This is a genomic window from Pseudomonas sp. WMBT8, from assembly GCF_050916005.1.
In the GTDB taxonomy this organism is placed as follows: Bacteria; Pseudomonadota; Gammaproteobacteria; order Pseudomonadales; family Pseudomonadaceae; genus Aquipseudomonas.
This window is the reverse complement of record NZ_CP188096.1, coordinates 4,369,508-4,388,547: the sequence shown is the minus strand read 5'-3', so window position 1 is coordinate 4,388,547 and position 19,040 is coordinate 4,369,508. Positions and strand designations below refer to the sequence as shown.

The following is a 19,040-nucleotide window of genomic DNA, read 5'->3' as shown; positions in this document are numbered from 1 at the left end:
TGATGTGCCCCAGCAGTCCTTTTTGTGTAATGCCTGTTGAATGATATGGCGCGCCCAGGTGCTGGACGCGTTTAAGACTGCTTGGAGGTCGAATTGGACAAGAACATGAAAATCCTCATCGTTGATGACTTCTCAACGATGCGGCGGATCATAAAAAACCTGTTGCGTGACCTTGGGTTCACTAACACGGTCGAGGCGGATGACGGTATTACGGCGATTCCGATCCTCAACAGCGGGAGCATCGACTTTCTGGTAACCGACTGGAACATGCCTGGCATGACCGGTATCGATCTGCTGCGCCACGTGCGCGCTGATGAAAAGCTGCGCAGCCTGCCTGTGCTGATGGTGACCGCTGAAGCCAAGCGTGAACAGATCATCGAAGCCGCCCAGGCCGGGGTCAACGGCTACGTGGTCAAGCCATTCACTGCACTGGCCTTGAAAGAGAAGATTGAAAAAATCTTCGAACGCATCGGTCATTGATGCTGCCACGGGGGAGCTATGGAGCATAAAGAATCATCGCAGGCCGACTTTGAGTCGACCCTGAAAAAACATGCTCACCAACTCGTCGAAAGCCTGGAAAAAGGCCAGTTCGGCGACGCAGTGCAGTTGATCCATGAGCTCAACCAGACCCGCGACCGCGGCCTGTATCAGGAAGTGGGCAAGCTCACCCGTGAGTTGCACAGTGCGATCGTCAATTTCCAGATCGACCCGCACATGCCCCAGGCCGAGGAAATCTCGCAGATCACCGATGCCACCGAACGCCTGTCCTACGTGGTCAGGCTGACTGAGGCGGCAGCCAATCGCACCATGGACCTGGTGGAAAACGCCACGCCCCTGGTGAACGGCATGGCCAATGAGGCCAAGGCGTTGAGCGCTGACTGGGGGCGCTTCATGCGGCGCGAAGTGGGTGCTGAAGAATTTCGCGAGCTGGCGCGCCGGGTCGAGGGTTTCCTGTCACGCAGCGAGCAGGAAAACCGCACGGTTTCCAGCAACCTCAATGACATCCTGCTGGCCCAGGACTACCAGGACCTGACCGGCCAGGTGATCAAGCGCGTGACCCTGCTGGTCACCGAAGTGGAAAGCAACCTGCTCAAACTGGTGCTGATGGCCGGTCAGGTCGACCGTTTTGCCGGCATCGAACACGACCGCGAAGCGATCCTCTCGGAAAAAGATCCACAAAAACACCTCGCCAAGGGTGAAGGTCCGCAGATTCATGCCGATAAACGTGAAGACGTTATGTCAGGTCAAGATGACGTAGACGATTTGCTGTCCAGTTTAGGCTTCTAAGGAGCACGCAATATGAGCTTCGGCGCCGATGAAGAAATCCTTCAGGATTTCCTTGTAGAGGCCGGCGAAATTCTAGAGCAGTTGTCCGAGCAACTGGTCGAGCTGGAAAGCCGACCGGATGATGCGAACCTGCTCAATGCAATTTTTCGCGGTTTTCACACTGTAAAAGGGGGCGCCGGCTTCCTCCAGCTCCATGAGCTGGTGGAGTGCTGCCACATCGCCGAAAACGTGTTCGACATCCTGCGCAAGGGTGAGCGTCACGTTGATTCGGAATTGATGGACGTGATCCTCGAAGCCCTGGACGCGGTCAACGGCATGTTCAATGAAGTGCGCGAACGCGCACCGATTACGGCTGCCACCCCGGAACTGCTGGCCGCCCTGGCGCGCCTGGCAGAGCCTGCCGCTGTATCTGCCGCCCCGGTGGTTGAGGCGGCGCCTGAGCCGGTGGCTGAACCCGACGTTACCGACAGCGAATTCGAACAACTGCTGGACTCCCTCAATGCCGTCAAGGCCGAGGCACAAGCACCGGCAGCGGCTGCGCCGGCCATGGTGCCGACCAGCGAAGACATCACCGACGCCGAGTTCGAGTCATTGCTCGACCAGTTGCACGGCAAGGGCCAGTTCGCCCCGGACGCCGTGGCAGCCACACCGGCGCCTGTGGAGCCGGCAGCGCCAGCGGCCAGCACCGACATTACCGACGACGAATTTGAAGCACTGCTGGATCAGTTGCACGGCAAAGGCTCGTTTGCCGCCGATGCCCTGCCGGCAGTCGCTGCGGCGGTTGCACCTGCCGCTGCCACGCCTGCCGCTGCCACGCCTGCTGCTGCGGCACCGGCGGCGGATGGCCTGATCACCGACCATGAATTTGAATCCCTGCTCGACGAATTGCACGGCAAGGGCAAGTTCTCCGAAGTAGCGCCTGGCGCCGCAGCCACCGCGACCGCCACCGCAGCGGTGGCCAAGCCGGCACCCGCTGCCGCCAAGGCTGCTGCACCGGCTGCGGCCCGTGCCGCCGCCCCGGCGCCAGCCCGCGCGCCGGCAGTTGCCGAGAAAGCCCCGGCCAGTGAAGCCGAAACCACCGTGCGGGTCGATACCGCGCGCCTGGACGACATCATGAACATGGTCGGCGAACTGGTGCTGGTGCGTAACCGCCTGGTGCGCCTGGGCCTGAACAGCGGCGACGAAGCCATGCAAAAGGCCGTGTCGAACCTCGACGTGGTCACTGCCGACCTGCAGACCGCGGTGATGAAGACGCGCATGCAGCCGATCAAGAAGGTTTTCGGGCGCTTCCCGCGCCTGGTCCGTGACTTGGCCCGGCAGTTGAAGAAAGAGATCGCCCTGGAACTGGTGGGCGAAGAAACCGACCTCGACAAAAACCTTGTCGAGGCCCTGGCCGACCCGCTGGTCCACTTGGTGCGCAACGCGGTCGACCACGGTGTGGAAACCCCCGAAGAGCGCGAAGCCAGCGGCAAGCCGCGCCTGGGCAAAGTGATCCTGGCCGCCGAACAGGAAGGCGACCATATCCTGCTGTCGATCACCGATGACGGCAAAGGCATGGACTCCAATATCCTGCGCGGTATCGCGGTCAAGCGCGGCGTCATGGACAAGGACGCCGCCGACCGCCTCACCGACACTGAGTGCTACAACCTGATTTTTGCCCCGGGCTTCTCGACCAAGACCGAGATTTCCGACGTGTCCGGCCGTGGCGTGGGCATGGACGTGGTGAAGACCAAGATCAGCCAGCTCAACGGCTCGATCAATATCTACTCGACCAAGGGCCAGGGCTCGAAGATCGTCATCAAGGTGCCGTTGACCCTGGCGATCATGCCGACCCTGATGGTGATGCTGGGCAACCAGGCGTTCGCCTTCCCGCTGGTCAACGTCAACGAAATCTTCCACCTCGACCTGTCGCGCACCAATGTGGTCGATGGCCAGGAAGTGGTGATTGTGCGGGACAAGGCCCTGCCGCTGTTCTACCTCAAGCGTTGGCTGGTGGCGTCCGCCGCTCATGAAGAACAGCGCGAAGGCCACGTGGTGATCCTGTCCGTGGGCACCCAGCGTATCGGCTTTGTCGTCGATCAACTGGTTGGCCAGGAAGAAGTGGTCATCAAGCCATTGGGCAAGATGCTGCAAGGAACGCCAGGCATGTCGGGTGCGACCATTACCGGTGACGGTCGGATCGCGCTGATTCTCGATGTTCCGAGCATGCTCAAGCGTTACGCCGCACGGCGTATTTGATTCGGCCCGGGCAGGGCGGTTGTCCCTCGCCCGGCCTAACGGAGTGGTTATGGTAGTCAAGGTTCTGGTGGTGGACGATTCGGGTTTCTTCCGCCGCCGCGTCTCGGAAATTCTTTCAGCGGATTCCAACATCCAGGTGGTCGGAACGGCCACCAACGGCAAAGAGGCGATTGATCAGGCCCTGGCATTGAAGCCGGACGTGATCACCATGGACTACGAGATGCCGATGATGGATGGCATCACCGCCGTGCGCCACATCATGCAGCGTTGCCCGACCCCGGTCTTGATGTTCTCGTCGCTGACCCACGAAGGCGCCCGAGTGACCCTCGACGCGCTGGACGCTGGCGCCGTGGACTTCCTGCCGAAGAATTTCGAAGACATCTCGCGCAACCCGGAAAAGGTCAAGCAGATGCTCTGCGAGAAGGTGCACAGCATCTCGCGCAGCAACCGCAGCAGCTTCCGCGCGCCGGTGGCTCCCGCCCCGGTAGCGGCGCCGGCACCGACCAGCAGCAGTTTCGGGCGCCCGGCCCCAGCCCCGGTGGCACGGCCTGCCGTGGCCCCGGCGCGCACAGCGGCGCCGAGTCCGGCGTCGCCTGCGCCCAAACGCAAGGCCTACAAACTGGTGGCGATCGGGACCTCCACCGGCGGCCCGGTGGCCTTGCAGCGGGTCTTGACCCAGTTGCCGGCCAACTTCCCCGCGCCCATCGTGCTCATCCAGCACATGCCCGCCGCATTCACCAAGGCCTTTGCCGAGCGCCTGGACAAGCTGTGCCGCATCAGCGTCAAGGAAGCCGAAGACGGCGACATTCTGCGTCCGGGCCTGGCGTTGCTGGCCCCAGGTGGCAAGCAAATGATGGTCGACGGTCGCGGCGCGGTGAAAATCCTGCCGGGTGACGAGCGTCTGAACTACAAGCCGTGCGTGGATATCACCTTCGGTTCGGCGGCCAAGTCCTACGGCGACAAAGTTCTGGCGGTGGTCCTCACCGGCATGGGCGCCGACGGTCGCGAAGGCGCACGCCTGCTCAAGCAGGGCGGCAGCTCGATCTGGGCCCAGGATGAAGCCAGCTGCGTGATCTATGGCATGCCCATGGCCATCGTCAAGGCCGACCTGGCCGACGCGGTCTACAGCCTGGATGACATCGGCAAGCATCTGGTGGAGGCCTGTCACTGATGGATGTGTTGAGCCTGGTTGGGATTCTTCTGGCGTTTGTCGCCATTATTGGCGGCAACTACCTGGAAGGCGGCCATCTTGGCGCCCTGGCCAACGGCCCGGCAGCGTTGATCGTGATCGGCGGCACCGTCGGCGCGGCGCTGTTGCAATCGCCCCTGAGCTCGTTCAAGCGGGCGATGCAGATCCTGGTGTGGATCATTTTCCCGCCGCGCGTGGATTTGGCCGGCGGCATCGACCGCGTGGTCAACTGGAGCCTTACCGCGCGCAAGGAAGGCTTGCTGGGCCTTGAAGGCGTGGCCGATGCCGAGCCCGACAGCTACGCGCGCAAAGGCCTGCAACTGCTGGTCGACGGCGCGGAGCCGGAAGCCATCCGCAGCATCCTTGAAGTGGACTTCTACACCCAGGAAAGCCGTGATATCAACGCGGCCAAAGTCTTTGAAAGCATGGGCGGCTACGCGCCGACCATCGGCATCATCGGTGCGGTGATGGGCTTGATCCATGTGATGGGCAACCTGGCCGACCCCTCGCAACTGGGCAGCGGCATCGCCGTGGCGTTCGTCGCCACCATCTATGGTGTGGCCAGTGCCAACCTATTGCTGCTACCGATTGCCAGCAAGCTCAAATCCATTGCCATGCGCCAGTCCCGTTACCGGGAAATGCTGCTCGAAGGCATCCTGTCGATTGCCGAGGGCGAGAACCCGCGGTCCATCGAATTGAAGCTCCAGGGCTTCATGGATTGATGGGGGGTATTGCCTGTGAGCCGTCGCCGCCGCGAGCCTGAAGAGCACGTCAACCATGAACGCTGGCTGGTGTCCTACGCCGACTTCATCACCTTGCTGTTCGCCTTTTTCGTGGTGATGTACTCCATTTCCTCGATCAACGAAGGCAAGTACAAGGTCATCTCCGAAGCCCTGGTAGGGGTATTTACCGACTCGGACCGGGCGCTCAAGCCAATCCCCATTGGCGACGAGCGGCCCAAGACCACCACCCCGGCCAAACCGTTGGTCAAGGACAGCGACGAGACCGACGCCGGCATCAGTGGCGGCAGCGACCCGCTCAAGAGCATCGCCGACGATATCAGCGCGGCGTTTGGCGACCTGATCAGCTCCAACCAGATGACTATTCGCGGCAACGAGCTGTGGGTGGAGATCGAGCTCAATTCCAGCCTGCTGTTTGCCAGTGCCGACGCGCTGCCCAGCGATATTGCCTTCAGCATCATCGACAAGGTGGCGGCCATCTTGAAGCCCTTCGACAACCCGATCCACGTCGAAGGCTTTACCGATGACCAGCCGATCCATACCGCGCAATTTCCCACCAATTGGGAGTTGTCGTCGGCACGCTCGGCGAGCATCGTGCGCATGCTCGCCATGCAGGGGGTCAACCCTGGGCGCCTGGCGTCGGTGGGCTATGGCGAATTCCAGCCGGTGGCCAATAATGCGACGGCCGAAGGCCGCGCGCGCAATCGGCGGGTGGTGTTGGTGGTGTCGCGCAACCTCGATGTGCGGCGCAGCCTGACCGCCACCGGTGCGGCCAATGCACAACCTGATGCAGCAATGAAGCGGGCTGGCACACAAACTGCACCGACGCCCGTAAAGCCGCCGGAACGCGGGAGTGCCGTCAATTCTCCGTCACCGGCTCTATAACCTCGTGCTATTTCTCGGTCGAGCCAGTGCCTGCCGGGAGGAACAATCCGAATGAGAGTCTGGGCAGTTGCCAATCAAAAAGGTGGGGTCGGCAAGACCACCACCTCCATCGCCTTAGCCGGCCTGCTGGCCGAGGCGGGCAAGCGCGTGGTCATTGTCGACCTGGATCCCCACGGCTCGATGACCAGTTATTTCGGCTACGACCCGGATGCGCTGGAACACAGCTGCTTCGACCTGTTCCTGCACAAGGGCAGCGTCCCCACAGGCTTGCCCGGGCAACTGCTGTTGCCCACCAGCAACGAGAAGATTTCCCTGTTGCCCTCCAGCACCGCCCTGGCCACCCTCGAGCGCCAGTCGCCGGGGCAAAGTGGCCTGGGCCTGGTGATCGCCAAGAGCCTGGCGCAACTGTGGCAGGACTTCGACTACGCCATCATCGACAGCCCGCCATTGCTCGGCGTGCTGATGGTCAATGCCCTGGCGGCCAGCCAGCAACTGGTGATCCCGGTGCAAACCGAGCACCTGGCGGTCAAGGGCCTGGAGCGCATGGTCAGCACCCTGACCATGATCAACCGTTCGCGCAAACAGGCGTTGCCGTTCAGCATCGTGCCGACCCTGTTTGACCGTCGCACCCAGGCCTCCCTCGGCACCCTGCGCGTACTGCGCGATGCCTACCCCGAAACCATCTGGCAAGGCTATATCCCGGTGGACACGCGCCTGCGTGACGCCAGCCGCGCCGGCCTCGCGCCCTCGCAATTCGATGGCAAGAGCCGTGGCGTGCTGGCGTACCGCGCCTTGCTCAAGCATCTGCTGGCCCAGCAACTTGTGGCGCAGGTGGCATGAAATGACCAACTCTCTAGTTGCGTGGCTTGCCCGCGATGGGTTTTGCCTGATCTCACGGACTTTTGATTCAAGTCCGCGTGCGGGCAGGCCGATAACCTTTGAATACACGGTCAACGGTGCGTGCGCGTGGGCATACAGATGAGTCGTCCTGTCGATATCAAGACCCGGCCGCAACTGGCGCTGCAGTCCTACCTGGATGCACTGCTGCAGGATGCGACCGAGGAGCTGCTGCCCGAGCCGATCCTGGTGCTGGATGAAGTGCTGGCGGTGCCTGTGGTCGAGGCTGAGGCTGGCCTGGACGAGTTTCAACTGGCGGTCCTCGAAGAGCAGGCCCGTGATGCGTTGGTGGTGCCGGTCGTTGCCCCGGTCGTGCAAGCGCCTGCACCCTTGGCGCTGGTGCCGCCGGTGGCCGAAGTGCATCGACCGCCGAGCATTACCCCGCCACCGGTGGAAACCGATGGCCGGCCAGCGTGGGCGGCCGAGTCGTTCGAATGCCTGCTGTTCGATGTGGCCGGGTTGACGCTGGCGGTGCCGCTGGTGTGCCTGGGGTCGATCTACTCCCTGGAGGGCCAGGAATTGACGCCGTTGTTCGGCCAGCCGGAGTGGTTCCTCGGGATCCTGCCGAGCCAGGCCGGCAACCTCAAGGTGCTGGATACCGCGCGCTGGGTGATGCCCGACCGCTATCGCGATGATTTTCGCCAGGGCCTGCAATACGTGATCTCGGTGCAGGGCTACGAATGGGGGCTGGCGGTGCATCAAGTCAGCCGTTCGCTGCGCCTGGACCCCAACGAAATCAAATGGCGCAGCCACCGTGGCCAGCGGCCATGGCTGGCGGGCACCGTGATCGAACACATGTGCGCGCTGCTGGATGTCGCCGAATTGGCGGAGCTGATTGCCAGCGGTGCGGTAAAAGATCTGCCAGGTAACAAACGTACTTGATAAGAGGCGCAGCGCCACGGTGCTGCCAAAGAAGAACACACGCCGTTATCAACGGTATTTGAAGGGGTCAGGGGTATGAACAAGTCGTCAGCGTCCGCACAGGGTTTGGATGATCCGATTCTGCAATGGGTGACCTTCAAGCTGGACAACGAGTCCTACGGCATCAACGTGATGCGCGTGCAGGAAGTGCTGCGCTACACCGAAATCGCGCCAGTGCCGGGTGCGCCGAGCTACGTGCTGGGCATCATCAACCTGCGCGGCAACGTCGTGACCGTGATCGACACCCGCCAGCGCTTTGGCCTGATGCCGACTGAAGTCAACGACAACACGCGGATCGTCATCATCGAAGCCGACAAGCAAGTGGTCGGGATCATGGTCGACAGCGTGGCCGAGGTGGTTTACCTGCGCCAGTCGGAAGTCGAGACGGCGCCGAATGTCGGCAACGAAGAATCGGCCAAGTTTATCCAGGGCGTGTGCAACAAGAACGGCGAGCTGCTGATTCTGGTTGAGCTGGACAAGATGATGAGTGAAGAAGAGTGGTCGGACCTGGAGAACATCTGATTGATGCTTGAGGTAGCGGTAATCGTCCTGGCCCTGCTGTGGGTCGGGACCGTGGTGGTGCTGTTGCGCCATATGCGCCAGCAACGCGAATCGGCCCTGCAACAGGCCGAGCGCGACGCCGTGCGCGACCAGCGCCTGCGCGAGATGGCCAAGCGAGTGGACAACTACCAGCAAAGCGCGGTGCGGGTAGGGGAGGACGTGCACGAACTGCGCTCGATCGTTGCCCCCTTGCCCGACAAGCTGTCGGCGCTGGAACAGCGCGACCCGGCCAACCTGTCCTTTGCCCAGGCGGCCAAGCTGGTGGGCATGGGCGCCACGGTGGATGAACTGACCCAATCCTGCGGCCTGACCCAGGCCGAGGCACAGTTGATGAGCAAATTGCACAAAAGCTGAGCCTGTACCGATTCAAATGTGGGAGCGGGCTTGCTCGCGAAAGCGGTGGATCAGTCAATACATATACCGACTGACACACCGCCATCGCTGGCAAGCCAGCTCCTACACTTTTTTTGTCGTCCCCACTGCCAGCGTCTGGCGCAGTTCCCATGTAGGAGCGGGCTTGCCCGCGATGGCGGTGTGTCAGCCAATACATGTACCGACTGACCCACCGCTTTCGCGAGCAAGCCCGCTCCCACATTTTTTGATCTGTGTGCATCCCTGAAACGTCAGTAATCATCCCCGCGCGCCGTCACATCCCGCTCCACCGGCTCGGCATTGGGGTCATACCCCGCCGGGAATTTGCCTTTGAGCGTCCAGGCAAACGCAATAATCTCGGCGATGGTGCGGTACAACTCTTCGGGGATGCTGTCGCCCAGTTCCATGCGCGCCAGTAATTTCACCAGTTCGGCATTTTCATAAATCGGGACTTCATGTTCCCGCGCCAATTTCAGGATGGCTTCGGCCAGGGCGTCGTCACCTTTGGCGGTCAGGGCGGGGGCGGCTTTGCCGTCGTATTTGAGGGCGATGGCCTGGCGCGGTGGGTTGGGGCTCTTCATGCGGTTTCATCCACCCAGCGTTGTTCCAGCCCGGTCTTCGGCCCACGGGGTGGGGTGCCGAGGTGGCAGTCGAGGTCGCCGACGTTGAGGCCCGATGACACCAGGCGTTCGCGCAGGCTGCCCAGGTGGCTTTCGATCAGGCTGGCGGTGAACGGGCGGGTGGCCCACAACTGGCTGGACAGTTTGCCCTGGCTCAGTTGCGCCTGGACCTGCAACGGGCCCAGGGGCTCCATGTCGAAGGCCAGCTCCACGCGCCACAGCATCTTTTTCGCATCGCGTTCGATCTTGCGCTCCGGCTCGTCCTTGTCCGGCGGCGGTTCTTCGCGCTGGAACTTGACCTGCAGCGGCACGATGTCTTGCAAGGTGCGCATGGGGATTTCCAGTTGCCAGGTGGTTTGCAGGCGGCCATCGGCGGTGGTGCCGCTTTGTTCCAGGCTCGACAGTTGATGGCTCTGCAAGCGTGAGATGGCGCCGGCGGCCAGGCGCAACAGGTTTTCCAGGCTGTTTTCACCGTCCAGGCGCTGCAGCAGCCGCTCCGGCAACGGGAAGCCGCCCGGCGCGGTGCGGGCGCCCACTTGGCCGAGGGTGCCCAGCGGGCTGCGGACAAAACTGGGCAGCATCTGCGCCAGGGTATTGGCGGCCAGGATTGCATTGAGGTTGGTGCTGGCGGGCAGGGCGGGTAGCAATTCGTTGACCAGGCGCAGCAGGCTGCCCTTCATATCCAGCGGCGGCACTTGCGGGTTTTGCCCGGCCAGCAGCTTGGCTTCGAGGAATACGCCGCTGTTGTACAGCAGTTGTGCCAGCACCTTGGGATTGCTGACCTGCGCCACATCCGGCAGCCCGGCCTGCAAGCGGTCGACGGCGGCGCGCAACGGCGCCGAGGTGTCATCGGGCAGGTTCTTCAAGGCATTAAGCAGGCCCTCCAGCGAGCCCTGGCGGCTTTGCTGGGCGGCCAGTTGCTGGCTGACCGCCAGTTGATCGCGCAGCCCGCTCAGGGGCACGAAATCCAGGGTCTGCGCGCCTTGCACCACGGCACTCAACAAGCTGGCGACGCGTAGCGGCTGCGGGCTTTCCAGGGTCAGGGTGGTGCCACTCAAGGCGCTGTTGAGCACCGACACCAGCGAGCGGTACAGCGCCGGCTGCCCGGCGCCCTGGGGTAGCATCTGCGAGGTCAGCACCTTGGCTTGCAGCAAGCTGCCCACCGGCAATTGAGTGGTGTCGATGCGGGTCAGGGCCGCGACATTGGCGCTGAGCGCCTGTTGCAGGCTGATCGCCAGGTCGCCCGACGCCGTCTGGCTCACCGCCACGTTGCTGCCCAGGGGCAGCGGCTGGCTGCTGGCGGCCTGCACCAGGGTTTGCCGGCCACCTTCGAGGGTCAGCTTGAGCAATAGCTGAAAGGCTTCACCGCCTTGCTTGAGCGCCAGCACCTCGGCGTTCACGGTTTTTCCGGCGTCGATCAACCCTGCCTGAGGCTCCAGCAGTTTCAGCAGTTCACCCACCGCAGGCGCAGGCCTGGGCCCGGTGGCCGGGGCTGGGGGCAGGGTTGGAAGGTTGATGTCACCGGTCATCGTGGCCGCCGTCTCAAGGAAATTGCCCTCTTTAGAGTAGGGCATCGCATGTATAATGCCGCCCGTCTGCAAAGAGCGTGTCAAAAACATCACAACTGATTGATCCAGCTCTCTAAAACAGGCCGCCAATGCAGTTATTGTGCATCTCTTTAACGGCCGTTCCGCCGCCGACTTGAACCGTAAAGGCCCGCGATCTTGTGACCAGTCCACTACTTGAAGCCGTTGCGCTTGCCTGTGAGCGAGACCTGCGGATGCTGTTCGAACACCTCGAACTGCGTCTGGCGGGCGGCGATATGGTGCAGATCAGTGGGCCCAACGGCAGCGGCAAGACCAGTTTGCTGCGCCTGCTGGCCGGGTTGATGCAGCCGACGGCAGGCCAGGTGCGCCTCAACGGCAAGCCGCTGCACGAACAACGCACGGAGCTGGCGCGCAACCTGGTGTGGATCGGCCACGCCGCCGGGATCAAGGATGTGCTGACGGCCGAAGAAAACCTCAGTTGGCTCAGCGCCCTGCATCATCCGGCCCCACGCGCATCTATCTGGCAGGCCCTGGCCGCCGTGGGCCTCAAGGGCTTCGAAGACGTCCCCTGTCATACCCTGTCAGCCGGCCAGCAGCGCCGGGTGGCCCTGGCCCGCCTGTACCTGGAGGGCCCGCCGCTGTGGATCCTCGACGAACCCTTCACGGCCCTCGACAAACAGGGCGTAACGCAACTCGAAGAACACCTGGCCCGGCATTGCGAGCAAGGCGGCATGGTGGTCCTCACCACCCACCACACCTTGACCCGTATGCCTGCCGGTTACCGCGACCTGGACTTGGGCCGGTGGTCGGTATGAGTGTGTTTGCCCTGTTGGTCGCCCGCGAAGCCCGCTTGCTGTGTCGCCGCCCGGCTGAGTTGGCCAACCCGCTGGTGTTCTTCGCGATTGTCATCGCGTTGTTCCCTTTGGCAGTCGGCCCCGAGACTAAACTGTTGCAAACCTTGTCTCCGGGACTGGTGTGGGTCGCGGCCCTTTTGTCCGTCCTGCTCTCGCTGGACGGGCTGTTTCGCAGTGATTTCGAAGATGGTTCCCTTGAACAGTGGGTCCTTTCGTCGCACCCCCTGCCTCTTCTGGTACTGGCCAAGGTACTGGCACACTGGGCCTTCTCCGGCCTGGCGCTGGTCCTGCTCGCGCCGCTGCTGGCGATGATGTTGGGACTGCCTTCCGAATGCCTGCCCGTATTGCTGGCCTCGTTGTTGCTTGGCACCCCGGTGCTGAGCCTGCTGGGGGCGGTGGGTGCGGCACTGACCGTGGGCCTGAAACGTGGGGGGCTGTTGCTGGCCTTGCTGATTTTGCCTTTGTATATCCCGGTGTTGATCCTGGGCAGCGGCGCCTTGCAGGCCGCGCTCATGGGAATGCCGGCGACCGGTTACCTCTTGTGGCTTGGCAGCCTGACCGCCCTGGCGGTAACCCTGACACCCTTTGCTATAGCGGCCGGCCTGAAAATCAGCGTCGGCGAATAATGAGGTCTGACCCGGTGTTTTCACTGCGTCAGTAAAGACCCTAAGCTTCTTGCAACGACAAGAAGCAACCGTGATGGAAACAGCAATGAACTGGACCTGGTTTCACAAGCTCGGCTCGCCCAAGTGGTTCTATGGCATCAGCGGCAAAATGCTGCCCTGGCTCGCCGTCGCCGCCTTCCTGCTGATCGGTATCGGCCTGGTCTGGGGCCTGGCCTTCGCTCCGCCCGACTACCAGCAGGGCAACAGCTTTCGCATCATTTATATCCACGTGCCCGCCGCGCTGCTGGCCCAGTCCTGCTACGTGATGCTGGCGGTGTGCGGCATTGTCGGGCTGGTGTGGAAGATGAAGCTGGCCGACGTCGCCCTGCAATGCGCGGCGCCCATCGGTGCGTGGATGACGGCGGTTGCACTGCTGACCGGGGCGATCTGGGGCAAGCCGACCTGGGGCTCGTGGTGGGTCTGGGATGCGCGACTAACGTCCATGTTGATCCTGCTGTTTCTGTACTTCGGGCTGATTGCCCTGGGCAACGCGATCAGCAATCGTGACAGCGCGGCCAAGGCCTGCGCGGTGCTGGCGATTGTCGGCGTGATCAATATCCCGATCATCAAGTATTCGGTGGAGTGGTGGAACACCCTGCATCAGGGCGCCACTTTCACCCTCACCGAAAAACCGGCGATGCCCGTGGAAATGTGGGCGCCGCTGCTGCTGATGGTCCTGGGCTTCTACTGCTTCTTCGGCGCGGTGCTGCTGATGCGCATGCGCCTCGAAGTGCTCAAGCGTGAGGCCCGTACCAGTTGGGTCAAGGTCGAAGTGCAAAACAGCCTGGGAGCCCGTGGATGAGTTTCGCCTCTTTCAGTGATTTTCTCGCCATGGGCCACCACGGCCTGTACGTCTGGACCGCCTATGGCATCAGCCTGGCCGTCCTGGCCCTCAACGTCGTTGCGCCGATCCTGGCCCGCAAGCGTTACCTGCAACAAGAGGCGCGTCGTCTGCGCCGGGAGACCGATAAGTGAATCCGCTGCGTAGAAAGCGTCTGTTGATCATCCTTGCCATCCTGGTGGGCGTCGGCATTGCCGTGGGCCTGGCCTTGAGCGCCTTGCAGCAGAACATCAACCTGTTCTATACCCCGACCCAGATCGCCAATGGCGAGGCGCCGCAAGACACGCGGATCCGCGCCGGTGGCATGGTCGAGGCCGGCTCCCTGAAGCGCTCCGGCGACTCCCTGGACGTGACCTTCGTGGTCACCGACTTCAACAAATCCGTGACCATCTCCTACCGCGGCATCCTCCCGGACCTGTTTCGCGAAGGGCAGGGCATCGTGGCCCTGGGCAAGATCAACGCCCAGGGCGTGGTGGTAGCCGATGAAGTGCTGGCCAAGCACGATGAAAAATACATGCCGCCGGAAGTGACCAAGGCCCTCAAAGACAGCGGCCAATCCGCGCCAACCCCAGCCAAGGAGGGTTAAGCGATGACCTCTACATTGTTTATTCCCGAGTTGGGCCAGTTGGCGATGATCCTCGCCCTGTGCTTTGCCATCGTCCAGGCCATCGTGCCGCTGCTGGGCGCCTGGCGCGGCGACCGGCTGTGGATGAGCCTGGCGCAACCCGCCGCCTGGGGCCAGTTCGCGTTCCTGGCGTTCGCCTTCGGTTGCCTGACCTATGCCTTCATGACCGACGATTTTTCCGTCGCCTATGTGGCCAGTAACTCCAACAGCGCCTTGCCCTGGTACTACAAGTTCAGCGCCGTGTGGGGTGCCCACGAAGGCTCCCTGCTGCTGTGGGCGCTGATTCTCGGCGGCTGGACCTTTGCCGTGTCGGTGTTCTCCCGGCAGTTGCCGCAAGTCATGCTGGCGCGGGTGCTGGCGGTGATGGGCATGATCAGCATCGGCTTTTTGCTGTTCCTGATCATGACCTCCAACCCGTTCGAGCGGATCCTGCCGCAGATTCCCATGGACGGTCGCGACCTCAACCCGTTGCTGCAGGATATCGGCCTGATCGTCCACCCGCCGATGCTCTACATGGGCTATGTGGGCTTCTCCGTGGCCTTCGCCTTTGCCATCGCCGCCTTGCTCGGCGGGCGCCTCGACGCGGCCTGGGCGCGCTGGTCGCGGCCCTGGACCATCGTCGCCTGGGCCTTCCTCGGCATCGGCATCACCCTGGGCTCGTGGTGGGCGTATTACGAACTTGGCTGGGGCGGCTGGTGGTTCTGGGACCCGGTGGAAAACGCCTCCTTCATGCCCTGGCTGGTGGGCACGGCACTGATCCACTCCCTGGCCGTCACCGAAAAACGCGGCGTGTTCAAGAGCTGGACCGTGTTGCTGGCCATTGCCGCCTTCTCCCTGAGCCTGCTGGGCACGTTCCTCGTGCGTTCCGGCGTGCTGACCTCGGTGCACGCATTCGCTGCCGACCCTGAGCGCGGCGTGTTTATCCTGATCTTCCTGCTCTGCGTGGTGGGCGGCTCGCTGACCCTGTTCGCCCTGCGCGCACCGGTGGTCAAGAGCCACGTGGGCTTCAACCTGTGGTCGCGGGAAACCCTGCTGCTGGGCAACAACCTGGTGTTGATCGTTGCTGCCTCGATGATCCTGCTGGGTACCCTGTACCCGCTGGTACTCGATGCCCTGACCGGCGCCAAGCTGTCGGTCGGCCCGCCATACTTCAATGCGTTGTTCATCCCGCTGATGGGCCTGTTGATGGTGGTGATGGCCATTGGCGTGCTGGTGCGCTGGAAAGACACCCCGGTCAAATGGCTGCTGGGCATGTTGATCCCAGTGCTGCTGGGCAGTGCCGCCTTGTCGGTAATTGCCGGGATTGCCTACGGCGACTTCAACTGGGCAGTGCTCGCCACCTTCATGCTCGCGGCCTGGGTGTTGCTGGCCGGTGTGCGCGATATCTTCGACAAGACCCGGCACAAGGGCCTGATCAAGGGCCTGCCAACCCTGACCCGCAGTTACTGGGGCATGCAGATCGCGCACATCGGCATCGCCGTGTGCGCCCTGGGCGTGGTGTTGTCCAGCCAGAACAGCGCCGAGCGCGACCTGCGCCTGGCCCCTGGCGAGTCCATGGACCTGGCCGGTTATCAATTTGTATTTGAAGGCGCCAAGCACTTCGAAGGGCCGAACTTCACCTCCGACAAAGGCACCGTGCGTGTGCTGCGCAACGGCAAGCAGGTTTCCGTGCTGCACCCGGAAAAACGCCTGTACACCGTACAAAGCTCGATGATGACCGAAGCCGGGATCGACGCCGGGTTCACCCGTGACCTGTATGTGGCCCTGGGCGAGCCCCTGGGCGAGGGCGCCTGGGCCGTGCGGGTCCACGTCAAGCCGTTTGTGCGCTGGATCTGGTTCGGCGGCCTGCTGACCGGTTTTGGCGGGTTGCTGGCAGCGATGGACCGGCGTTACCGGGTCAAGGTCAAGAGCCGGGTGCGTGAAGCCCTCGGCATGCAGGGAGCAGCGGTATGAAGCGTTGGTTGATGGTATTGCCGCTGGCGCTGTTTCTGCTGGTCGCGGTGTTTTTGTATCGTGGCCTGTACCTGGACCCGGCCGAGCTGCCGTCGGCGATGATCGGCAAGCCGTTCCCGGCGTTCTCGCTGCCCACGGTGCAGGGCGATAAAACCCTGACCCAGGCAGACCTGATCGGCAAGCCGGCCCTGGTCAACGTGTGGGCCACCTGGTGCATCTCGTGCCGCGTAGAGCATCCGGTGCTCAACAAGCTGGCCGAGAACGGCGTGGTGATCTACGGCATCAACTACAAGGACGACAATGCGGCGGCCCTGAAGTGGCTCGCGGAGTTCCACAACCCGTACCAGTTGGACGTGCGTGATGAAGACGGCAACCTGGGCCTGAACCTCGGCGTCTACGGTGCCCCGGAAACCTTCTTTATCGACGCCAAGGGTGTGATCCGCGACAAGTTTGTCGGAGTGATCGACGAAGTGGTCTGGCGCGAACAACTGGCGGCCAAGTACCAGGCCCTGGTGGATGAGGCCAAGCCATGAAGCGCTGGTTGACCGCCGCAGTACTGGCCCTGGGCCTGGTGGGCGTGGCCCATGCCGCCATCGACACCTATGAATTTGCCCGCGATGGCGACCGCGAGCGTTTTCGCGAGCTGACCAAGGAGCTGCGCTGCCCCAAGTGCCAGAACCAGGACATCGCCGATTCCAACGCGCCGATTGCCGCCGACCTGCGCAAGGAAATCTTCCGCATGTTGGGCGAGGGCAAGGACAACCAGCAGATCATCGACTTCATGGTCGATCGCTACGGTGATTTTGTCCGCTACAAGCCGGCGCTGACCGGCAAGACCGCCTTGCTCTGGTTTGGCCCCGCCGTCCTGTTGCTGGGCGGCCTGGTGGTCATGGCCGTGATCGTCCGCCGTCGCCGTGCGGCGCCTACCGATGGTTCTGATGCGCTATCTGCCCAAGAGCGCCAACGCCTCGACCAACTGCTGGACAAAAAAACTGATGATTGATTTCTGGCTCGCAGCTGGCCTGCTGCTCCTGGTTGCCTTGAGTTTCCTGCTGATCCCGGTGTTGCGCGTACGTCGCGCCCAGCGTGAAGAAGACCGCACCGCGCTGAATGTCGCGCTGTATCAGGAACGTGTCGCCGAACTGCAAACCCAACAAAGCGAAGGCGTGCTCAACGCCGCGCAGCTCGATACCGGCCGCGCCGAAGCCGCCCGTGAATTGCTGGCCGATACCGAAGGCGTGGAAAAGCCCCGCGAATCGCGCCTGGGCAAGCCGCTGCCGTTGCTGGCCGCGGTGCTGGTGCCGGTGTTGGGCCTGGGGCTGTACCTGCATTACGGGGCCATCGACAAGGTTGAACTGACCCGCGAATTCGCCCAGCCGCCGGTGTCCCTTGCCGACATGACCCAGCGCCTGGAACGGGCGGCGGCAGCGCAACCGGATTCGGCCGAGGGCCTGTACTTCCTGGGGCGCGCCTACATGGCCCAGGATCGTTCGGCGGATGCGGCCAAGGTCTTCGAGCGCGCCGTGGCCCTGGCTGGCCGCCAGCCGGAATTGCTCGGGCAGTGGGCCCAGGCGCAGTACTTTGCCAACAACAAACAATGGTCGCCGCAGCTTCAGGCCTTGACCGACGAAGCGCTGAAGCTCGATCCGAAAGAAGTCACCAGCCTCGGCCTGCTGGGCATCGCCGCCTTTGAAGGGCAGCGTTACCAGGAAGCCATCGACTACTGGAATCGTCTGTTGGCCTTGTTGCCGGAGAAAGACAACTCCCGCGCAGCACTGCAAGGCGGCATCGACCGTGCGGCCGAGAAGTTGAAAGAGGGCGGCGCTGCCGTCGCGCCAACGGCCAAGACCGCCGTGATGAAAGTGCGCGTGGACCTGGCGGCCGACGTCAAAGCCCGCGCCCTGCCGACTGACAGCGTATTCATCTTCGCCCGCGCCGTTTCCGGTCCGCCGGCGCCACTGGCCGCCAAGCGCGTGACCGTGGCCGACCTGCCGGTGACCGTCGAACTGGGCGATGCCGATGCGATGATGCCGCAGTTGAAACTGTCCAACTTTCCCGAAGTCCAACTGGTTGCGCGCATCTCACGGGCCGGTCAACCGACTGCCGGCGAGTGGATCGGCCGCAGTCAACCCCTGGCCAGCAGCACCACCGCGACCCAGCAGTTGACCATCGACAGTCCGGATAAATAATTTCGAGGAAATCCCCATGACCGCCATCGCTCGTATCACCCTGCTCAGCCTGGTCTTGGGCTTGAGCGCTTGCGCGGTTCATCGGCCACCTCCTGCCCCTACGGGCCCGACCATTCCACCGTCGGGCCCCTCGACCCAACCGGTAACCAAACCTTCCGGCCCGGTCACCGCCCCCGCCAAGCCCTTGCCGAGCAAGTCCCCGACCTTCGCCCCACCCCCCGGCGCTGCCAGCCACTGGGACGGCAAGATGCAGGTGTACGTGCTGGACGAACAACCGGACACCTTCTACCGCCAGCGCACCTATTACCGCTGGAGCAACGGCTGGAGCCGCTCCATCAGCCCGAACGGGCCCTGGGAAGAGACGAATGTGCAGGGTGTACCGCCTGGGTTGAGCAAGCAGTACGCAAAATGATCTAAGGCGACCTTCAAACGGTCGCCTTTTTTTATGACTTGAAATCCAATCCAAATGTGGGAGCTGGCTTGCCGGGGTGCCGCATCGCAGCATAGGTATCTACACGGCTTGCTCTTTTTGGTTATTGGGTGTGAGTACATATCCGTTGCTGCGGTTACGGCGGCTATTGGTTCCGCCCTTACGGCGGGTCACTTTCGAAGAGCGCGAAAGTAACCAAAGCGCTTTTGCCCCACCACTCGGTGCC

Annotated in this window: 22 protein-coding genes; 20 read left to right on the top strand and 2 right to left on the bottom strand. The window is 62.8% G+C overall.

From position 1 onward, the window contains the following. Positions 1 to 105: 105 nt before the first annotated feature. From ACO77H_RS19805 to ACO77H_RS19760, 10 genes are all read left to right on the top strand, one after another. Complete coding sequence (locus ACO77H_RS19805; protein WP_005790040.1) at positions 106 to 480, top strand: chemotaxis response regulator CheY; 375 nt, start codon at positions 106 to 108, stop codon at positions 478 to 480. An 18-nt stretch (positions 481 to 498) separates the two neighbouring features. After that, on the top strand, positions 499 to 1,287 hold the full coding sequence (locus ACO77H_RS19800) for a protein phosphatase CheZ (RefSeq protein ID WP_169955945.1): 789 nt from the start codon (positions 499 to 501) through the stop codon (positions 1,285 to 1,287). A gap of 12 nt (positions 1,288 to 1,299) precedes the next feature. Beyond that, a complete protein-coding gene (locus ACO77H_RS19795) occupies positions 1,300 to 3,525 on the top strand; it encodes a chemotaxis protein CheA (RefSeq protein WP_432754475.1) in 2,226 nt (741 codons plus the stop codon). A gap of 49 nt (positions 3,526 to 3,574) precedes the next feature. Continuing rightward, the gene (locus ACO77H_RS19790) at positions 3,575 to 4,696 is read left to right on the top strand and encodes a protein-glutamate methylesterase/protein-glutamine glutaminase (RefSeq protein ID WP_169955948.1); all 1,122 of its coding nucleotides are present in this window, start codon (positions 3,575 to 3,577) and stop codon (positions 4,694 to 4,696) included. Continuing rightward, entirely contained in the window at positions 4,696 to 5,436 is a 741-nt protein-coding gene (locus tag ACO77H_RS19785) for a flagellar motor protein (RefSeq protein ID WP_029292570.1), read from the top strand. Before ACO77H_RS19790 ends, ACO77H_RS19785 begins: the two co-directional genes overlap by 1 nt. A 15-nt stretch (positions 5,437 to 5,451) precedes the next feature. Then, positions 5,452 to 6,339: a flagellar motor protein MotD gene (motD, locus tag ACO77H_RS19780; RefSeq protein WP_169955950.1), complete on the top strand. Its 888-nt coding sequence runs from the start codon at positions 5,452 to 5,454 to the stop codon at positions 6,337 to 6,339. Positions 6,340 to 6,390: 51 nt separating this feature from the next. Then, positions 6,391 to 7,179 (top strand): ParA family protein, encoded by a 789-nt coding sequence (locus ACO77H_RS19775; RefSeq protein ID WP_133714231.1) that lies wholly within the window; start codon positions 6,391 to 6,393, stop codon positions 7,177 to 7,179. 138 nt (positions 7,180 to 7,317) lie between these two features. After that, positions 7,318 to 8,118, top strand: coding sequence for a CheW domain-containing protein (locus ACO77H_RS19770; protein WP_432754474.1), 801 nt, complete (start codon positions 7,318 to 7,320; stop codon positions 8,116 to 8,118). 75 nt (positions 8,119 to 8,193) lie between these two features. Further along, a complete protein-coding gene (locus ACO77H_RS19765) occupies positions 8,194 to 8,679 on the top strand; it encodes a chemotaxis protein CheW (protein WP_029292578.1) in 486 nt (161 codons plus the stop codon). Beyond that, a complete protein-coding gene (locus tag ACO77H_RS19760; protein WP_169955954.1) occupies positions 8,680 to 9,072 on the top strand; it encodes a DUF2802 domain-containing protein in 393 nt (130 codons plus the stop codon). Between the two features lie 269 nt (positions 9,073 to 9,341). Here the strand turns inward: ACO77H_RS19760 and ACO77H_RS19755 are convergent, their stop codons facing one another. After that, positions 9,342 to 9,671: an EscU/YscU/HrcU family type III secretion system export apparatus switch protein gene (locus ACO77H_RS19755; protein ID WP_170056962.1), complete on the bottom strand. Its 330-nt coding sequence runs from the start codon at positions 9,669 to 9,671 to the stop codon at positions 9,342 to 9,344. Beyond that, entirely contained in the window at positions 9,668 to 11,239 is a 1,572-nt protein-coding gene (locus tag ACO77H_RS19750) for a flagellar hook-length control protein FliK (RefSeq protein WP_432754473.1), read from the bottom strand. The genes ACO77H_RS19755 and ACO77H_RS19750 overlap by 4 nt, the downstream gene beginning before the upstream one ends. A gap of 251 nt (positions 11,240 to 11,490) precedes the next feature. On the opposite strand from ACO77H_RS19750, the gene ccmA reads away from it, so the two are divergent. From ccmA to ACO77H_RS19700, 10 genes are all read left to right on the top strand, one after another. After that, on the top strand, positions 11,491 to 12,072 hold the full coding sequence (ccmA, locus tag ACO77H_RS19745; RefSeq protein WP_432754472.1) for a cytochrome c biogenesis heme-transporting ATPase CcmA: 582 nt from the start codon (positions 11,491 to 11,493) through the stop codon (positions 12,070 to 12,072). After that, positions 12,069 to 12,737, top strand: coding sequence for a heme exporter protein CcmB (ccmB, locus tag ACO77H_RS19740; protein ID WP_029292588.1), 669 nt, complete (start codon positions 12,069 to 12,071; stop codon positions 12,735 to 12,737). The genes ccmA and ccmB overlap by 4 nt, the downstream gene beginning before the upstream one ends. A gap of 85 nt (positions 12,738 to 12,822) precedes the next feature. Next, positions 12,823 to 13,578 carry a heme ABC transporter permease gene (locus ACO77H_RS19735; RefSeq protein ID WP_057438825.1) on the top strand — a complete coding sequence of 252 codons (756 nt, stop codon included), beginning with the start codon at positions 12,823 to 12,825 and terminating at the stop codon, positions 13,576 to 13,578. Further along, positions 13,575 to 13,751, top strand: a complete 177-nt coding sequence (gene ccmD, locus ACO77H_RS19730) for a heme exporter protein CcmD (RefSeq protein ID WP_029292593.1) — start codon at positions 13,575 to 13,577, stop codon at positions 13,749 to 13,751. The genes ACO77H_RS19735 and ccmD overlap by 4 nt, the downstream gene beginning before the upstream one ends. After that, a complete protein-coding gene (gene ccmE, locus ACO77H_RS19725) occupies positions 13,748 to 14,203 on the top strand; it encodes a cytochrome c maturation protein CcmE (RefSeq protein WP_169955959.1) in 456 nt (151 codons plus the stop codon). Before ccmD ends, ccmE begins: the two co-directional genes overlap by 4 nt. 3 nt (positions 14,204 to 14,206) lie before the next feature. Further along, entirely contained in the window at positions 14,207 to 16,195 is a 1,989-nt protein-coding gene (locus ACO77H_RS19720) for a heme lyase CcmF/NrfE family subunit (protein ID WP_169955961.1), read from the top strand. Next, complete coding sequence (locus ACO77H_RS19715; RefSeq protein ID WP_169955962.1) at positions 16,192 to 16,728, top strand: DsbE family thiol:disulfide interchange protein; 537 nt, start codon at positions 16,192 to 16,194, stop codon at positions 16,726 to 16,728. Before ACO77H_RS19720 ends, ACO77H_RS19715 begins: the two co-directional genes overlap by 4 nt. Further along, on the top strand, positions 16,725 to 17,198 hold the full coding sequence (locus ACO77H_RS19710; RefSeq protein ID WP_170056964.1) for a cytochrome c-type biogenesis protein: 474 nt from the start codon (positions 16,725 to 16,727) through the stop codon (positions 17,196 to 17,198). Before ACO77H_RS19715 ends, ACO77H_RS19710 begins: the two co-directional genes overlap by 4 nt. Beyond that, positions 17,191 to 18,384, top strand: a complete 1,194-nt coding sequence (gene ccmI / locus ACO77H_RS19705) for a c-type cytochrome biogenesis protein CcmI (protein ID WP_170042624.1) — start codon at positions 17,191 to 17,193, stop codon at positions 18,382 to 18,384. Before ACO77H_RS19710 ends, ccmI begins: the two co-directional genes overlap by 8 nt. Before the next feature lie 16 nt (positions 18,385 to 18,400). Beyond that, complete coding sequence (locus ACO77H_RS19700; protein WP_115127676.1) at positions 18,401 to 18,796, top strand: hypothetical protein; 396 nt, start codon at positions 18,401 to 18,403, stop codon at positions 18,794 to 18,796. Positions 18,797 to 19,040: the final 244 nt, after the last annotated feature.

Excerpts from the sequence above, each read along its gene's own strand:
- ACO77H_RS19805 (WP_005790040.1), top strand. The coding sequence starts at position 106 with ATGAAAATCCTCATCGTTGATGACTTCTCAACGATGCGGCGGATCATA.
- ACO77H_RS19800 (WP_169955945.1), top strand. The coding sequence starts at position 499 with ATGGAGCATAAAGAATCATCGCAGGCCGACTTTGAGTCGACCCTGAAA.
- ACO77H_RS19795 (WP_432754475.1), top strand. The coding sequence starts at position 1,300 with ATGAGCTTCGGCGCCGATGAAGAAATCCTTCAGGATTTCCTTGTAGAG.
- ACO77H_RS19790 (WP_169955948.1), top strand. The coding sequence starts at position 3,575 with ATGGTAGTCAAGGTTCTGGTGGTGGACGATTCGGGTTTCTTCCGCCGC.
- ACO77H_RS19785 (WP_029292570.1), top strand. The coding sequence starts at position 4,696 with ATGGATGTGTTGAGCCTGGTTGGGATTCTTCTGGCGTTTGTCGCCATT.
- ACO77H_RS19775 (WP_133714231.1), top strand. The coding sequence starts at position 6,391 with ATGAGAGTCTGGGCAGTTGCCAATCAAAAAGGTGGGGTCGGCAAGACC.
- ACO77H_RS19770 (WP_432754474.1), top strand. The coding sequence starts at position 7,318 with ATGAGTCGTCCTGTCGATATCAAGACCCGGCCGCAACTGGCGCTGCAG.
- ACO77H_RS19765 (WP_029292578.1), top strand. The coding sequence starts at position 8,194 with ATGAACAAGTCGTCAGCGTCCGCACAGGGTTTGGATGATCCGATTCTG.
- ACO77H_RS19755 (WP_170056962.1), bottom strand. The coding sequence starts at position 9,671 with ATGAAGAGCCCCAACCCACCGCGCCAGGCCATCGCCCTCAAATACGAC.
- ACO77H_RS19750 (WP_432754473.1), bottom strand. The coding sequence starts at position 11,239 with ATGACCGGTGACATCAACCTTCCAACCCTGCCCCCAGCCCCGGCCACC.
- ccmA (WP_432754472.1), top strand. The coding sequence starts at position 11,491 with ATGCTGTTCGAACACCTCGAACTGCGTCTGGCGGGCGGCGATATGGTG.
- ccmB (WP_029292588.1), top strand. The coding sequence starts at position 12,069 with ATGAGTGTGTTTGCCCTGTTGGTCGCCCGCGAAGCCCGCTTGCTGTGT.
- ACO77H_RS19735 (WP_057438825.1), top strand. The coding sequence starts at position 12,823 with ATGAACTGGACCTGGTTTCACAAGCTCGGCTCGCCCAAGTGGTTCTAT.
- ccmD (WP_029292593.1), top strand. The coding sequence starts at position 13,575 with ATGAGTTTCGCCTCTTTCAGTGATTTTCTCGCCATGGGCCACCACGGC.
- ACO77H_RS19720 (WP_169955961.1), top strand. The coding sequence starts at position 14,207 with ATGACCTCTACATTGTTTATTCCCGAGTTGGGCCAGTTGGCGATGATC.
- ACO77H_RS19715 (WP_169955962.1), top strand. The coding sequence starts at position 16,192 with ATGAAGCGTTGGTTGATGGTATTGCCGCTGGCGCTGTTTCTGCTGGTC.
- ACO77H_RS19710 (WP_170056964.1), top strand. The coding sequence starts at position 16,725 with ATGAAGCGCTGGTTGACCGCCGCAGTACTGGCCCTGGGCCTGGTGGGC.
- ccmI (WP_170042624.1), top strand. The coding sequence starts at position 17,191 with ATGATTGATTTCTGGCTCGCAGCTGGCCTGCTGCTCCTGGTTGCCTTG.
- ACO77H_RS19700 (WP_115127676.1), top strand. The coding sequence starts at position 18,401 with ATGACCGCCATCGCTCGTATCACCCTGCTCAGCCTGGTCTTGGGCTTG.